General features: G+C 64.1%; 13 protein-coding genes. 7 read left to right on the top strand and 6 right to left on the bottom strand.

Translation table 11 applies throughout. The features are described 5' to 3' along the window. The first annotated feature begins 4 nt into the window (after positions 1–4). Complete coding sequence (locus tag BUA05_RS02895) at positions 5–751, top strand: hypothetical protein (RefSeq protein ID WP_084662433.1); 747 nt, start codon at positions 5–7, stop codon at positions 749–751. Here BUA05_RS02895 and BUA05_RS02890 read toward each other — a convergent pair. From BUA05_RS02890 to BUA05_RS02875, 4 genes are all read right to left on the bottom strand, one after another. Beyond that, positions 725–1,402, bottom strand: coding sequence for a Fe2+-dependent dioxygenase (locus tag BUA05_RS02890; protein ID WP_072673166.1), 678 nt, complete (start codon positions 1,400–1,402; stop codon positions 725–727). The two genes, BUA05_RS02895 and BUA05_RS02890, sit on opposite strands and share 27 nt — an antisense overlap. Before the next feature lie 145 nt (positions 1,403–1,547). After that, positions 1,548–2,552: a DUF6607 family protein gene (locus tag BUA05_RS02885; protein ID WP_072673165.1), complete on the bottom strand. Its 1,005-nt coding sequence runs from the start codon at positions 2,550–2,552 to the stop codon at positions 1,548–1,550. A 28-nt stretch (positions 2,553–2,580) separates the two neighbouring features. Next, entirely contained in the window at positions 2,581–4,809 is a 2,229-nt protein-coding gene (locus tag BUA05_RS02880) for a TonB-dependent hemoglobin/transferrin/lactoferrin family receptor (RefSeq protein WP_072673164.1), read from the bottom strand. 226 nt (positions 4,810–5,035) lie between these two features. Continuing rightward, the gene (locus BUA05_RS02875; RefSeq protein ID WP_072673163.1) at positions 5,036–5,677 is read right to left on the bottom strand and encodes a TetR/AcrR family transcriptional regulator; all 642 of its coding nucleotides are present in this window, start codon (positions 5,675–5,677) and stop codon (positions 5,036–5,038) included. A gap of 121 nt (positions 5,678–5,798) precedes the next feature. Between BUA05_RS02875 and BUA05_RS02870 the strand changes: the two genes are divergently transcribed. After that, complete coding sequence (locus BUA05_RS02870) at positions 5,799–8,141, top strand: TonB-dependent receptor (protein ID WP_072673162.1); 2,343 nt, start codon at positions 5,799–5,801, stop codon at positions 8,139–8,141. Between the two features lie 48 nt (positions 8,142–8,189). Here the strand turns inward: BUA05_RS02870 and BUA05_RS02865 are convergent, their stop codons facing one another. Next, positions 8,190–8,423, bottom strand: a complete 234-nt coding sequence (locus tag BUA05_RS02865; protein ID WP_086616507.1) for a hypothetical protein — start codon at positions 8,421–8,423, stop codon at positions 8,190–8,192. A 99-nt stretch (positions 8,424–8,522) separates the two neighbouring features. On the opposite strand from BUA05_RS02865, the gene serS reads away from it, so the two are divergent. The 3 genes from serS (at position 8,523) to BUA05_RS02850 (ending at position 11,688) form a co-directional block, all read left to right on the top strand. After that, positions 8,523–9,806 carry a serine--tRNA ligase gene (gene serS / locus BUA05_RS02860; RefSeq protein ID WP_072673160.1) on the top strand — a complete coding sequence of 428 codons (1,284 nt, stop codon included), beginning with the start codon at positions 8,523–8,525 and terminating at the stop codon, positions 9,804–9,806. Then, positions 9,806–10,570, top strand: coding sequence for a 5'/3'-nucleotidase SurE (gene surE, locus BUA05_RS02855; RefSeq protein ID WP_072673159.1), 765 nt, complete (start codon positions 9,806–9,808; stop codon positions 10,568–10,570). Before serS ends, surE begins: the two co-directional genes overlap by 1 nt. A gap of 62 nt (positions 10,571–10,632) precedes the next feature. Continuing rightward, positions 10,633–11,688: a potassium channel family protein gene (locus BUA05_RS02850; RefSeq protein WP_072673285.1), complete on the top strand. Its 1,056-nt coding sequence runs from the start codon at positions 10,633–10,635 to the stop codon at positions 11,686–11,688. Here BUA05_RS02850 and BUA05_RS02845 read toward each other — a convergent pair. After that, positions 11,685–12,083 (bottom strand): DUF1761 domain-containing protein, encoded by a 399-nt coding sequence (locus tag BUA05_RS02845; protein ID WP_072673158.1) that lies wholly within the window; start codon positions 12,081–12,083, stop codon positions 11,685–11,687. The genes BUA05_RS02850 and BUA05_RS02845 overlap by 4 nt on opposite strands. Positions 12,084–12,152: 69 nt before the next feature. Between BUA05_RS02845 and rimO the strand changes: the two genes are divergently transcribed. Together rimO and BUA05_RS02835 are read left to right on the top strand one after the other, a co-directional pair. Beyond that, complete coding sequence (gene rimO / locus BUA05_RS02840; protein WP_072673157.1) at positions 12,153–13,547, top strand: 30S ribosomal protein S12 methylthiotransferase RimO; 1,395 nt, start codon at positions 12,153–12,155, stop codon at positions 13,545–13,547. A gap of 292 nt (positions 13,548–13,839) precedes the next feature. After that, positions 13,840–14,739 carry a L,D-transpeptidase family protein gene (locus BUA05_RS02835; RefSeq protein ID WP_072673156.1) on the top strand — a complete coding sequence of 300 codons (900 nt, stop codon included), beginning with the start codon at positions 13,840–13,842 and terminating at the stop codon, positions 14,737–14,739. The last annotated feature ends 4 nt before the right edge of the window (positions 14,740–14,743 follow it).

The raw sequence follows: 14,743 nt of genomic DNA, 5'->3' as shown, positions 1-14,743 counted from the left end.
TGCCATGCCTTGGGCCATGGCGCTGTTCGAAGCCATCGTCGTCCTCCATGTGATCACCGGAACGGTGGGGCTGGTGGCATTCTGGGGACCGATCGTCACCCGCAAGGGCGCGGCCAATCACCGCAAATGGGGCAAGGCCGCTAGTTTCGGCTTTCTGGGGGCGGGCGCGCTGGCGATCGCCATGGCCCTCATCTCGCTTTACGGCCCGGAAGATCGCATCCCGTCGGTGACCGACCGCGAATTGTTCGCCGGATTGTTCGGCTGGATGATGCTCTATCTCGGCACGCTCACCATCGGCTTTGTCGATTATGGCCTCGCCGTTGTGCGCCAAGCGCGTAACCGCACAGCGCTGCGTTCGCTGCGCTATCAGGGGGTGATTGCGGCGGTGGTGATCTCAGGGGCGTGGTGCGGCTGGTATGGCATCCGGGTGGAACATCCGCTGATGGTGCTGGTCGCCTTCATCGGCATCGTCGCAATGGCGATCCAGCAGGTTTACATCTGGCGGGCAAGCGATCCGCCGCGCAACGCCTATATTGGCGAGCATTTCCGCGCGCTGATCGGGATGGGGATTTCGGCCTACACCGCGTTCATGTCGGTCGGGCTGATCCGGATGGTGCCCGAACACGTGTTCAACCCCGCGATCTGGGCCGGGCCAAGCGTGATCGGGGTCAGCCTGATCCTGTATTTCACGCTCAAGGCCAAGCGCGCAGCCGCGCCCAAGGCCTCAGGCGTGCGCCCACATCCGCAATAGATTGGCGATGGCCTTGTCGAGCGTCAGCAGCTCTGGCGATTGGCTGGGCAGCTTCTGCCGCAGGGCAGCGCGCAGGTTTTCCAGATCGAACAGCATTTCGCGGCGGCCCTGATCGGCAATCATGCTTTCGATCCAGCCGACGCACACGATCCGGGTGCCCCGCGTGACAGGGCGCACTTCATGGATGCTGGTGGAAGGGTAGAGCGCCAGATGCCCGGCCTCGCCCTTCATCTCCTGCGTCATCCCGGCGGCATGGATCACCAGTTCGCCGCCGTCATATTCCTCGGGCGGGGTCAGGAACAGGGTGAAGGAAATGTCGGTGCGCAGGCGGGCAGCGCCCTTGCCCATCAGGGCATTATCGACATGCGCGCCATATTGCCCGTCAACACCGGTCTGGCTGATGATCAGCGGGGAAAAACGCCGCGGCTGGGCGGCGGCCTTCACCACCGCATTTTCGGCAATCAGCGGCAGCAATTCATCATGCAGCCTTCGTCCGGCGGTGCTGTCCATCGCGGCCTGAAGGTTGCGCTTGACCTCGCGCGCGATGTTCCCGGCGGTCTCACGCCCGTCGCGCCATTCGAGCAGGGCGATCCGTTCGCGCAGGGCGGCAAGATGACCGGGATCGTCAAGGGCATTGATGGCAATGATCATGCATCATGCCTTATCGCGAGCGGGGCCGCGAGGAAAGCGCCGGAACCGGCGGAGGGAGAGGACACGTCCCTCCGCCGGAAACTGGCCTCCGCCGGAACTTGGCCTCCACCGGAAACTGGCTGCCACCCGATCCGGTCAAGCCGGATCAGCCACCGGCCCGCGCGGTGCCTTCGGCAATCATCGCCAGCGCCTTGTCGGTCGCTTCGTCGGGGGTGGTCTTGCCGGCCTTGATCAGATCGGCAAGGATCAGCAGTTCATTGGCAATCGCCGTGCCGGCGCCCGGTTCCTGTTCGATCCGGACCCCGCCATTGGCTTCGGCCACCTCGTCCCACTTGCCGCGCACCTTGTCCCAGAAACCCTTGGTCTTGTCCCAGTAGGCCTCGGCTGCGGCGACATTATAGCCGTCGAAGCGTTCATAGGTGTTGAGCACATATTCCTGCACCACCGGCGTCGCCTCGCCCTCACCATCCTTGGGCGTGATCAGCTTGGTGTTGTCCTGCCAGTGGATCCAGCCGTTCGGGGTCAGCTGGTGGCGGTTGATGCCGACATAGCGATCATAGACCGGGTTGCGGATCGCATCGCGGCGGGCGAGCGGGCGCGCAGTCCAGTTGGAACGCCAGCGCTTGACCCCCAGCGTGGTTTCCCACTGGCCCCAGCCGGCATAGCGCGGGCTGTCATCGACCTGATAGACCGTCTGCGACCAGCGCCCGGCGCGCAGCTTGTCCGGCACGGCGGTCCATTCCCAGCTGTCACCGCCTGAAAAGGTCAGGACCTTTTCAGGCTCGTACTGCCAATCCTGCCGCCAGTGCTTGACGATATAGGGGTTGGCATCATCGCCGGTCACCAACAGATGCTGAAGCACGATCTTGGTGCCCGTATCCTCGATCACGCGGACGGATTCGTACCCGCCCGAAATCTTGCGCTCAAGCGGCTCGTAACCCTCCATCCACGCGGTCGATTCCTGCATGTCGAAGGTGACCTTGAAATCGCCCGCCATGGCGAGGATGGTCTGGCGATCAGCCTCGAAGGCGGCCCTGGCGGCGTCTTCGGCGCGGATGATCGGATCATCGGCCAGCGCCGGAGCGGGCACTGCGGCCAGCGTGAGCGCGGCAAGGCCGGATGCGAAAAGGGTTTTGGTCAGTCTGTTCATGGCGTCCCTCATGAGTTGTTAATGCAATTCAGAATCGATAGCTGGCCGACACGCTAACATTTCTGCCCGGCCGGGTGAAGGCATCAAGAATCCCCGCATCCTGCGTCCGCAATCCGCGCACATCGGACCACACGGCGTATTTCTCGTCGGTCAGATTGAACACGCCGAGCCGCAGTTTGAGCGCGTCGGTAATCGCGAAGAAGGCGGTGAGATCGACGATCGTCGAAGCCTCCGGTCGCACGAACAGGTCGGTCCCGTCAGCGGCGCGTTCCAGCTCGCCCTTTTCCTTGCGGGCGTTGTGGGTGAGGATCAGTTCCCCGCCGAACCGCCCGCCCGGATCGCGATAACCCAGCCCGGCGATCAGATTGAACGGGTCAATCGTGTCGAGCGGCACCCGCGCCCCGCCAGGATTGATGATGTCGCCATTGGCAAAGGCCATCGCGAAACGCGCATTCCAGCCGCTGTCGAGCTTCATTTCGGCGCGCGCTTCGATCCCTTCGATTTCGACCGCGTTGAAATTGACGAACTGGAAGATCGCCGGGTCCTGCGGGGTAAAGGCGCCGCTGATGATCTGCTGGCTGATGAAATTGTCGTACTCACCCGTAAATCCGACCACCTGAAGCGAGAAGATGTCGCCGACATAGCGCGCGCCCACTTCAAAACTTTCGCTGGTTTCAGGACGCAGGTCGGGATTGGGGATCGAAGTGTAGCCGCCCGCGATGAATTCGAAGAAATTGTTCACCTGGCTTGGCGTCGGCGCAAGGAAGCCCTGCGCGTAATTGCCGAACAGGATCACGTTGTCGGCCAGCTTCACCGTCGCGCCGAACTTGGGGCTGAGACGGCTGTCGCTTTGCCCTTGCGGATTGAAGGTGGTGAGCAGCGGATCATCGGTCGGGTTCAAGTCGTAGAAATCGAACCTGAGCGCGGGGAACAGTGTCAGCGCGCCATCCAGCAGCGAAATCTCGTCCGACAGGAACACGCCGCCCTGCGTGAAATCGGTAGCGGGGAATGCACGGGTCGGGAAGCTTTCGCCGCGTCCGGGGAAGGTGCCGCTGCGCAGGCCCTCCTGCCGCGTCCAGCTGACATCGCCGCCGAACGCGATGCGGTGCTTCATCCCGCCCAGATCGAAGGACGACCGCGCCTCGCCGACCGCGCCGTAGACGCGGTTTTCGAAGGTGTTGAGCCGTTCGCGATCGGGCGCCGGGATGAAGCCGAACGGCGTGCGCTCCTCGAAGGCGAACTGACGATCTTCCGCATCCTGCCAGAAGGCCGACAGAAAGGCATATTCGATCAGGTTTTCCGGGCTGCCATCATAGGTCCAGTCGAGCGAGGCCCGCACCCGTTCGTTGGTGTCGCGGGCATTGAGCGCATCGACGTTCCACACCGGCGCGGGGCCGAACAGGAAGGCGGGACCAAGACCGGTCAGCACCTCGGTTTCGACCGCCGCATCGAGCCATTCGCCGGTCAGGCGGATGCGGTGCGGGCCATTGTCCCACACCAGTTTGGCAAGCACCGCATTGCTGGTTCCGTCCTGCGGATTGGGCGCGGTGCGGGTGGGGCCGGTGCCGTTGTTTACCCCCTGATTTTCAAGCTCGCTGAAATCGCGCCGGGTGTAGGCGACCATGGCCGAGACATTGCCCGATTGTCCGGCAAGGGTTGCGGTCTGAGCAAATTCATTGTCCTCGCTCGAATATTGCGAGGTTGCAAAACCGCCGAAGCTGCCCGCGCCGATCAGGTCAACCGGATCGGAGGTGACGAAGCTGACCGCCCCGGCCAGCCCGTCGCTGCCGTAGAGCGCCGATGCAGGCCCGCGCAGGATTTCAACCTGCTTGACGAGGCTGACATCGGTAAAGCCGCCGCGTCCGGCATCCTGCGCACCGAAGGCAAAGCCCTGCGGGCTACGAATGCCATCGACCTGGATCAGCACGCGGTTGCCGCCGATCCCGCGGATCACGAAATCCTCGTTGCGGGCGCGGCCCGTGGAACCGAAGGCCGCGCCAAACCGCGCGGGCGCGCGGCGCACGGTCACGCCGGGTTCGAACCGCACCAGATCCTTGATGTCGGTGGCAAGCTGGTCGGCGATGTCCTCGTCGGTGATGATTGTCACCGTGGCGGGCGCCTCTTCCTGCAACACCGGCGTGCGGGTGGCGGTCACGGTGATGCGCCCGGTCTGCTGCTGACCTTCTGCGGCGTCGCCAGCCGCTTCGGCAGCTTCGGCACTGGCGGCCAGAACAGGCGTCCCGGCCAGGGCGATCATGGCAAGGACAGAGGCGGATGTCGTCAAGCGCAAGGTGTTCAAAGTCCGGGCTTCCTGCTGATGAGGGGAGAAGTGCCGGGCTTGTGACCTTATTGCGAATAAGAGTCAATAGGAATGCTAATGCGAGTTGTTCGCACAGATATTGCGTCACGCGCAAGGGTGCGGCGCACGGTGCCGGCGCTTTGGGCGGTTCTCTGGTTGGAAATCCGGCGGGCCGGGCGCGCGATCAGCGGCGCAGGACGCCTTCGGCCAGCAGGCGGTTGACCCCGGCAGCAACCTGTTCGGGCGTCATCTCCGCCGCGCCCCACACGATATAGCGCAGGCCGACGAACACGTTCATCCCCATCACCGCCCAGGCCTCAAGCTCACCCAGCCCTTCGCGCAGTTCGCCTTTTGCCGCGCCCGAATGGAGCCGGTCGGCGATGCGTTCGGCGATGGTCTGGTAATGCATGCGATAGCTTTCAGGATCGACGAATTCGGCTTCGTCGATGATGCGGTAGATTTCCTTGTGCTCCGCAGCAAAGCGCAGGAACGCGGTGAGCGCCGCGCGTTCGATTTCCAGCGCGCCCATATCATCCGACAGCGCCGAACGCGCGCTGGTTCGCACCTTCTCGCTCATGTCGGCAACCAGCGCCCGGAACAAGCCATCCTTGCTGTCGAAATAGGTGTAGAAACTGCCCAGCGCCACGCCCGCGCGGCGCGTGATCGAGCTGACCGACGCTTCGTGAAAACCCTTTTCCCCGAACTCCTCGGCGGCTGCGTCCAGCAGCTTGCGCAATGTCCGCCGCCCGCGCTCGGTGCGCGGCGTCTTGGCGTCGCTGACTGCGGCGTCTGCGACTTTTGTCCCGGTGGCCCGAGTGTTGCCCATCAGCTACTCCCTCCGCGCTTTCGGTAGGCTGTGACATGGTCACGCACAAGTCTCAACTTGAAAGGTGGTTCAACTTTCAATACTGGTTGGCTCATAAGAGGGTAGGAGAGGAAACATCCCCATGACAAATATGCTTTGCCGCCGCGCGCTGCTGCTTGCCGGATGCGCCGGATTTGCCTCGTTCGCGGCGCCGCTCGCCGCGCAGGACGACGTCAGCGAAAACGTCAGCAACGCCGATCGGGCCGAAGAAGGCGTCATCATCGTCACCGCCCGCCGGCGCGAGGAACGGCTGATCGATGTGCCACTGTCGGTCACCTCCCTTTCGGGCGAAAGCCTGATCAAGCAGGGCGTGCAGGATCTGGTGCAGATCGGCCAGCAGGTGCCCAACATCACGCTGGAGGTCAGCCGCGGCACCAACACCACGCTCACCGCCTTCATCCGCGGCGTGGGCCAGCAGGATCCGGTCGCCGGGTTCGAAGCGGGCGTCGGTCTTTATATCGATGATGTCTATCTCAACCGCCCTCAGGCCGCGGTGCTGGACATCTATCAGGTCGAGCGGATCGAAGTCCTGCGCGGCCCGCAGGGCACCTTATACGGCCGCAACACCATCGGCGGCGCGATCAAATATGTCACCGCCAGCCTGCCGGATGAAACCAGCGTCATGGTGCGCGGCACCTATGGCTCGTTCGATCAGGCAGACCTGATCGTCAGCGCATCGACCCCGGTTTCCGACAATCTGAAGATCGGCGCCAGCGGCGCGCGGCTGTCGCGCGGCGGGTTCGGCCGCAACCTCAATCTCGGCACCGAGAATTACAACAAGGACGTCTGGGCCGCGCGCGGCACGATCGAATTCGACAGCGGGCCGGTGTTCGTCCGCCTGTCGGGCGATTACGTGAAAGATGACAGCGAAGCCCGGCAGGGCCACCGCCTGATCCCCGGCCAGCTGACCGGCGCACCCGTTCTTGATAACGTGTTTGACACCCGCGCCGGCCTCAACGTCGTCGATCAGGAGGTCGAAGCTTTCGGCGGCGCACTCAACGTCGCGATTGAACTGTCCGATACGCTGACCTTCAAGTCGATCACCGGCTACCGCGAGGATTCCTCCACCACCCCGATCGATTTCGACAGCCTGCCCGCTGCCGATCTTGATGTCCCGGCGATTTATGAAAACGACCAGTTCAGCCAGGAATTGCAGCTCCTTTATGAAGGTGATCGCCTGTCCGGCGTGGTCGGCTTCTACTATCTCAACGCCAATGCCTTCACCGCGTTTGATGTCGCGCTGTTCAACACCGGCGCGGCGATTGGCCTGCCCGGCCTCAACGCCCAGACGCTGGGCGATGTCGGCACCGAAACATGGTCGGTGTTCGGCGATTTCACCTATGATCTTACCAATACCATCGCTGTCTCGGTGGGCGGGCGCTACACCAGCGACAAGCGTTCGAGCCGGGTGCTGCGCACCACCTTTGTCGGCGGTTTTTCCGACCTGTTTGACGGGTCGGGCGTGCCACTGGTCACGACCAGCGATTTCGAAGGCAGCGAAACCTTCAGCGACTTCAACCCGCGCGCCTCGATCAGCTGGCAGCCCAACCGCAACCACAATGTCTATTTCACCTATTCGCAAGGCTTCAAGGGCGGCGGGTTCGACCCGCGCGGCCAGACCAGCGCCGCGCCCGATCTCAACGGCGACGGCGTGATCAATTTCGACGACCAGTTCGAATTCCTGCGCTTCGGCGCGGAAACGGTCGACAGCTTCGAACTGGGCTGGAAAGCCTCGCTGCTCGACAACCGGCTGAACATCTCCATCGCCGGGTTCCTGGGCCAGTATGACAATGTCCAGATCCCCGGTTCGGTCGGCCTCGACAGCAATGGCGACGGGGTGAACGACAGCTTCATCGGCATCACCTCCAACGCCGCGAGCGCCGATGTCAACGGCTTCGAATTCGAAGGCAATGCGCTGGTGGGCAAGGATTTTGCCGGTGAAGGCAGCCGCTTCAGCATCAACTGGTCGCTGGGTTATCTCGATGCGGGTTTCAACACCTTCATCGATGCCTTCGGCAATGACGTGGCCGACAGCCGCGTGTTCCAGAACACGCCCGACTTCACCGGCCACATGGGCTTCAACCTCGGCCTGCCGGTGGCAAGCGGGATGGTCGACCTGATCGGGCTGGCCTCGTTCCGGTCGGACGCCAGCCAGTTCGAATCGCCCAACCCGTTCCTTGATCAGGATGGGTTCGTGCTGGTCGATGCCAGCATGGTCTACACCGTGGACAGCGGGCTGTTCTCGATCGGGCTGCACGGCAAGAACCTGTTCGACAAGGAATATATCGTCGCAGGTTACAACTTCGTCGCAGGCGGCACGCCGCCGGGCACGCCCTTTGTCCCGACACTGGGTCTCGAAGGGACGCTGACCGGGTTCTACGGCGATCCGCGCCGGATCTTCGTAACCGCGCAGGTCAATTTCTGATGCGCAACAGCGGGCGGATGGGCAGCGCGCCCGTCCGCCTGCTTGCGATCATTCGGGATCGGCGGAACGCTGGTCAGAACCAGTCCGGGCCTGCTCGCGCCTGTCGATGTACCGTTTGGCGACATAGCCGCCCGCGCCCAGCGCCATCATGGCCGGCAGGCTTACGCGGGAAATGACAAATGGCACGGCGGTTGCCAGCGCCGCGCCGGTCGCGCCGCCCAGAACCGGATGGCGTTTGGCCAGTCTTGCGCCGATGGCGCCGCCAATCAATCTGCGGATCATTGCAATATCCTCCTGCCTGCCCAACGGATCGGGGGCTTTGGCGGTTCCCCGGCAATTGCGCCTTCCCTTGCAAAGCATCAGCGGGCATAGCGCCACGCCATGCACGATATACGGCTGATCCGAGAACATCCGCAGGCCTTTGACGCTGCATTGGCGCGGCGCGGGGCCGAACCGCTGGCCGCTGCCTTGATCGCGCTCGACGAGGAACGCCGGGCGCTGACAACGCAGGTGCAGGCCGCGCAGTCCCGCCGCAACGAAGCATCAAAGCTGATCGGGGCGGCGATGGCCAAGGGCGATCGCGACACGGCCGGGACACTGAAGGCCGAAGTCGCCGCGCTGAAGGACGAAATGCCCGCGCTGGAGGCCCGCGCCGATGATCTCGCCGCGAAGCTTAAGGCAGCGCTGGAAATCATCCCCAACCTGCCCGCCGACGATGTGCCCGATGGTGCGGGCGAGGAAGACAATGTCGAGGTTTCCCGTTGGGGCACACCGCGCGCGTTTGACTTCACGCCCGGCGAACACGCCGACATCGCGCCAGCGCTGGGCATGGATTTTGAAACCGGCACGCGGCTGTCGGGCGCGCGGTTCACCTTCCTGCGCGGCGACATGGCGCGGCTGCACCGGGCGCTCGGCCAGTTCATGCTGGATGTGCAGACCGGCGAGCATGGTTATGCCGAATGCAACCCGCCGGTGCTGGTGGGCGATGATGCAATGTATGGCACCGACAAGCTGCCCAAGTTTGCCGAGGACAGCTTCTGCACCACCAATGGTCGCTGGCTCATCCCCACCAGCGAAGTCTCCCTTACCGCCAGCGTCATGGGCGAATTGCTCGATGAAAGCGCCCTCCCCCTGCGCCTCACCGCGCTCACCCTGTGCTTCCGCTCCGAAGCGGGCGCGGCCGGGCGGGATACGCGCGGCTTCATCCGCCAGCACCAGTTCGAAAAATGCGAACTGGTCAGCATCGTAAAGCCCGAAGACTCCGAGGCCGAACACCAGCGCATGATCCGCGCGGCAGAAACCATCCTTGAACGGTTGAACCTGCCCTATCGCAAGCTGCTGCTGTGCACCGGCGACATGGGGTTCGGTGCGCGCAAGACCTATGATCTGGAAGTCTGGCTGCCCGGCCAAGGCGCCTTCCGCGAAATCAGCTCGTGTTCCAACACCGGCGATTTTCAGGCCCGCCGCATGAACACCCGCTACCGCGTCGCGGGCGAGCAGAAGACGACCCAATTCGTTCACACCCTCAACGGATCGGGCCTCGCGGTCGGGCGCACGCTGGTGGCGGTGATCGAGAATTACCAGAACGCCGATGGCTCCGTCACCGTGCCTGACGCCCTGCTGCCCTACATGGGCGGCGTCACGAAACTGGAGCCAGCCACGTAATGCGCATCCTCCTCACCAATGATGACGGCATCCACGCCCCCGGCCTCAAGGTGCTGGAAGACATCGCGCGCCAGTTTTCCGACGACATCTGGATCTGCGCCCCGTCAGAGGAACAATCGGGCGCGGGCCATTCGCTCACGCTGACGCGGCCTGTGCGGCTCAACAGCCTGGATGAGCGGCGCTTTGCCGTCACCGGCACGCCGACCGATTCTGTCATGATGGCGCTGCGCACGGTCATGCCCGAGGCCCCCGACATCATCCTGTCAGGCGTCAACCGCGGCGCCAATCTGGGCGATGACATCACCTATTCCGGCACGGTATCCGCCGCGATCGAAGGCGCGCTGGCGGGCATCCGCTCGATCGCCTTCAGCCAGGTCTATGCCCGCGAAGGCATGGGCGACGAGGTGCCGTTTGGCGCAGCCCGCGAATGGGGGCCGAAAGTGCTCGCAAAGCTGCTGGACGCACCAATGGCCGAACGCACGCTGATCAACATCAACTTCCCCGCGCTGGCCCCCGACGCGGTCAAGGGCATCCGGGTCGTGCGGCAGGGCTTCCACGATTATTCGCGCGGCAGCATCGTCGAAGGGCGCGACCCGCGCGGCTACCGCTATTTCTGGTTCGGGCTTGATCCGATCGAACACACGCTGGATCACGGCACCGATCTGGAAGCGATTGACGATGGCTATGTCGCGGTCACGCCCCTGCAGCTCGATCTCACCCACTATTCGACCATCGGCATCCTCGCCGAGCGGTTCGGGGACTGAGCCGGAGGCCGGGGCGCATGGCAGCAGGCAAGCCAGGCAAGAACCCGTTCCGCCGCAAGGCGATGCTGGCCGACCAGTTCCAGCCGCTGCGCCGCGCGGTGGGCATCCCCGTGTGGGGCGATCTGGGCCTCAGGCTCGGCCTCGCGCTGGGTCTGCTGGGCATGGTCATCATGATCCACTGGTGGGACCGCGAAGGGCTGGTCGACAATGTCGATGGCCATATCAGCTTTCTCGATGTGGTCTATTTCACCATGATCAGCGTCACCACCACCGGCTTTGGCGATATTGCCCCGGTGACGGACAGCGCGCGGCTGATCGAAGCGGTGATCGTCACCCCGGTGCGCATCGCTGTCCTGTTCATCTTCGTGGGCGCGGCCTATGATTTCGTCATCAAGCGCAGCTGGGAGAAATGGCGCATGGCTCGTATCCAGGAACAGCTGACCGATCATGTCGTGGTGCTGGGCTACGGCGTATCGGGTTCGCAAAGCGTGGGCGAGCTGATCGACCGCGGGATCGAACCGGCGCGGATCGTGGTCATCGACCCGAGTGATGAGCGGCTGGCCGAGGCGGAAAAGCTCGGGGTCAACGTGATGGCCGCCGATGCCACCCGCGACGAAACGCTCAAGGCGGTGCGGATCGGATCGGCGCAAAGCGTGCTGGTGTCTGCCGGGCGCGACGATACCTCGATCCTGATCGTGCTGACCGTGCGCCACCTCGCGCCCGATGTGCCGATCAGCGTGGTGGTGCGCGCCGATGATAATGAATTGCTGGCGCGGCAGGCGGGGGCCGATAATGTCATCAACCCGGTGCGCTTCACCGGGCTGCTGCTGGCCGGCAGCGTCAAGGGCGCGCATATTGCCGATTACCTTGCCGATCTCGCCAGTGTCGGCGGGCGGGTGCAGCTGGTCGAACGGGCGGTGAGCGAGGAGGAATGCGGCAAGCCGATCACCGACCTGCAAAGCGGCGGACAGGGCCTCAGGATCTACCGCAATGGCCGCGCGCTGGGGTTCTGGGAGGACGAATGCCAATCGCTCCAGTCCGGCGACACGGTGGTCGAAATCGTGCCCACGAATGGTAACGGAAAAGGCAATGGCAAGGGTGACGGCAACGGCAACTAACGCAGGGCGATGAACACGCCGCCCATTGCCGCCATGCCGACCAGAAGATGCCCGGCGTCGATCAGGAACATCGCCAGCGGCTTCCTGAGATAGAGATAATTGATCCCCACCGCCGGGATCATCACCCCGACCGCAAAGCCCACCGCCATCATCATCACCACAAATGCAGGCGGATCGGTGCGGGCGATGAGGTGCCACAGCACCATCGCGATCAGCATTTCGAAGGCAAAGGTCAGGCCGAAGATCAGCGCCATATTGCCGCTTTTCAGCTGCGCATCGGAAAGGCCCGCCGCGCGCTGCCACGGTTTTGAAAACAGCACACCATACCACAGCGCGCCTACGCCAAAGAACGCGGCGGTTCCCGCCAGCACCGGCCACAGGGCAAAGTCGTTCATGGGCATCTCCTTGCGAGGTTGCACGCCCTGCTAGCGCAAAGCCGCGCGCTGGTGTAGGGGCGCGCCGCAATGATCACCACCGGCCCCACCATAACTCCCACTGTTCTGGCCGACCAGAAGCGCATCGGCATGGTCAGCCTCGGCTGTCCCAAGGCGCTGGTCGATTCCGAACGGATCCTCACGCGCCTGCGCGCCGATGGCTATGCCATGTCGCCCGACTATGCCGGGGCCGATGTGGTGCTGGTCAACACCTGCGGGTTCCTCGACAGCGCCAAGGAGGAAAGCCTCGCCGCGATCGGTGAAGCCATCGCCGAAAATGGCCGCGTGATCGTAACGGGCTGCATGGGCGAGGAAGCCGACGCGATCCGCGCCGCGCACCCGCAAGTGTTGGCGGTGACGGGCGCGCATCAATATGAACAGGTGGTCGAGGCCGTGCACACCCACGCTCCGCCCAGCCAAGGGCCGTTCATCGACCTGATCCCCCAGCCTGACATCAAGCTCACGCCGCGCCATTACAGCTATCTGAAGATTTCCGAAGGCTGCAACCATTCCTGCGCCTTCTGTATCATCCCGCAATTGCGCGGAAAGCTGGCGAGCCGCCGGATCGACGCGGTGCTGCGCGAGGCCGAAAAGCTGGTGGCAGCGGGGACGCGCGAACTCCTCGTCATCTCGCAGGATACCAGCGCCTACGGGGTCGATACCCGCCACGAACCGCGCGACTGGAAAGGCAGCCCGGTGCGGGCGCACATGACCGATCTGGCGCGCGAACTCGGCGGTCTGCGCACCCCCGAAGGCATCCCGCCGTGGGTGCGGCTGCATTACGTCTACCCCTACCCGCACGTCGATCAGGTCATCCCGCTGATGGCCGAGGGGCTGCTGACGCCCTATCTCGACATTCCGTTCCAGCACGCTTCGCCCAAGGTGTTGAAGCTGATGAAGCGTCCGGCCAACGAAGCCAAGGTGCTCGAACGGCTGAAATCGTGGCGCGACATCTGCCCTGACATCGCGATCCGATCCTCTTTCGTGGTCGGTTTCCCGGGCGAGACCGAGGATGATTTCCGCTACCTGCTCGATTGGCTGGAGGAAGCCCAGCTTGACCGTGTCGGCGCCTTCCGGTTTGAACCGGTCGAGGGCGCAAGCGCCAACGCCCTGCCCGATCCCGTGCCCGAAGCTCTCAAGGAAGAACGCTACGCCCGGATCATGGAAGTGACCGAACGCATCAGCGCGGCGAAACTTGCCGCCAAGGTCGGGCGCACGCTGCCGGTCATCATCGACGAGGTCGGCGAAGCGGACGAGGATGGCGATATTGGCGCCACCGGCCGATCACAGGCCGATGCGCCCGAAATCGACGGCGCGGTATATTTGCGCAACGTCCCCGAAACCCTCGGCCCCGGCGATATCGTGCAAGTCACCATCGAAGATGCCGATGCGCATGACCTGTTCGGGGTGATTGCGCAGGATTGAACAACGGCGGGATTTCCTACCTGCAACGGGCGCGCTAGGTTGCCGGGATGCGCTGTTTGTCTGCCATCCCTGCAATGCTGCGCCGCAGCCCGCTGCGGGTTCACCGCCGCCGCGCCATCATCGCCGCAGCCAGGGCATGTTTCTGGTCCTTGGACAGTGTCTCATGTGTCTCCAACAGCGGCGGGCAGCGCGGGCCAGGGCGCGTTAACCCCTCGCCCGCCACCGTCCCCGCAAGGGACGCGCAGGCGTTAACCGCTGGCACAAACGCGGCTTACGCGGCATAATGACCCGCATGAACCGGTCTCTTGTCCTTTCCGCCGCCCTTGCTGCGCTGGTCGCTCCGTTCGCGCTGCTGCTGGCCCAGCCTGAAACCAGCCCCAGCGCGCAGGATGCAGCCGACGCGGCGCAGCTGATTGCGGCGCGTGCGGATCGCGCGTTCGAACGGATCGATCCCGATGCGGAAATGCCCCCGCAGATCGGCACCGCCCTGCCTCCCGCACCGCCTGCCAGCGAGGCGGCGATGGTCTATGCCGGCCTGCCGCCGCTCGCCGGGGATGATGAAGTGACCTATGCTGCGCCGGCGGCGATGCCGGATCCGGCCCCGGCCATGACCCCGCCCGAGCCGCCCCGCAGCCCGGCGGTGCGGATGATTTCCAGCGAAGTGGTGCAGCCGCTCCCCGTGGCCACCCCGGCGCCTGCCCCTGCTGCCGCGCCTGCCGCCAGCAATAATCCCTTCGTCATCAAGTCGATCCTGCCGATCGAGGGCAGCATCCGCTATGGCGACTGGTTCTGGGATGAAGACGCCGCGCCCAAAACCGGCAAGCTTGTGATCACCGTTGACCTTGAAGCGCGGGTGATCAGCGCGTTCCGCGACGGGCATGAAATCGGCACTGCGGTCGCCCTGCTCGGCACGCAGAAGCACCCGACGCCGCTGGGCAGCTTTCCGATCCTGACCAAGGAGAAGGACAATATCTCCGAGAAATACAACAACGCGCCGATGCCGCACACTCTGCGGCTGACGTGGGACGGGATCGCGATCCACGGCTCGCCGGTTCTCAATGGCTATGCCAGCCACGGCTGCATCGGTGTGCCAGACGAATTCGCGGCCAAGCTGTTTGCCGCCGCCCGGCGCGGGGACAAGGTGATCATCACCCGTGGCAAGATGATCGGGGTTGGCGACAAAGTGCTGTGATTTG

The organism is Erythrobacter sanguineus, assembly GCF_900143235.1.
Lineage (GTDB): Bacteria > Pseudomonadota > Alphaproteobacteria > Sphingomonadales > Sphingomonadaceae > Erythrobacter > Erythrobacter sanguineus.
The sequence above is the reverse complement of the archived record's forward strand: the minus strand, read 5'-3'. Positions and strand labels throughout refer to the sequence as shown.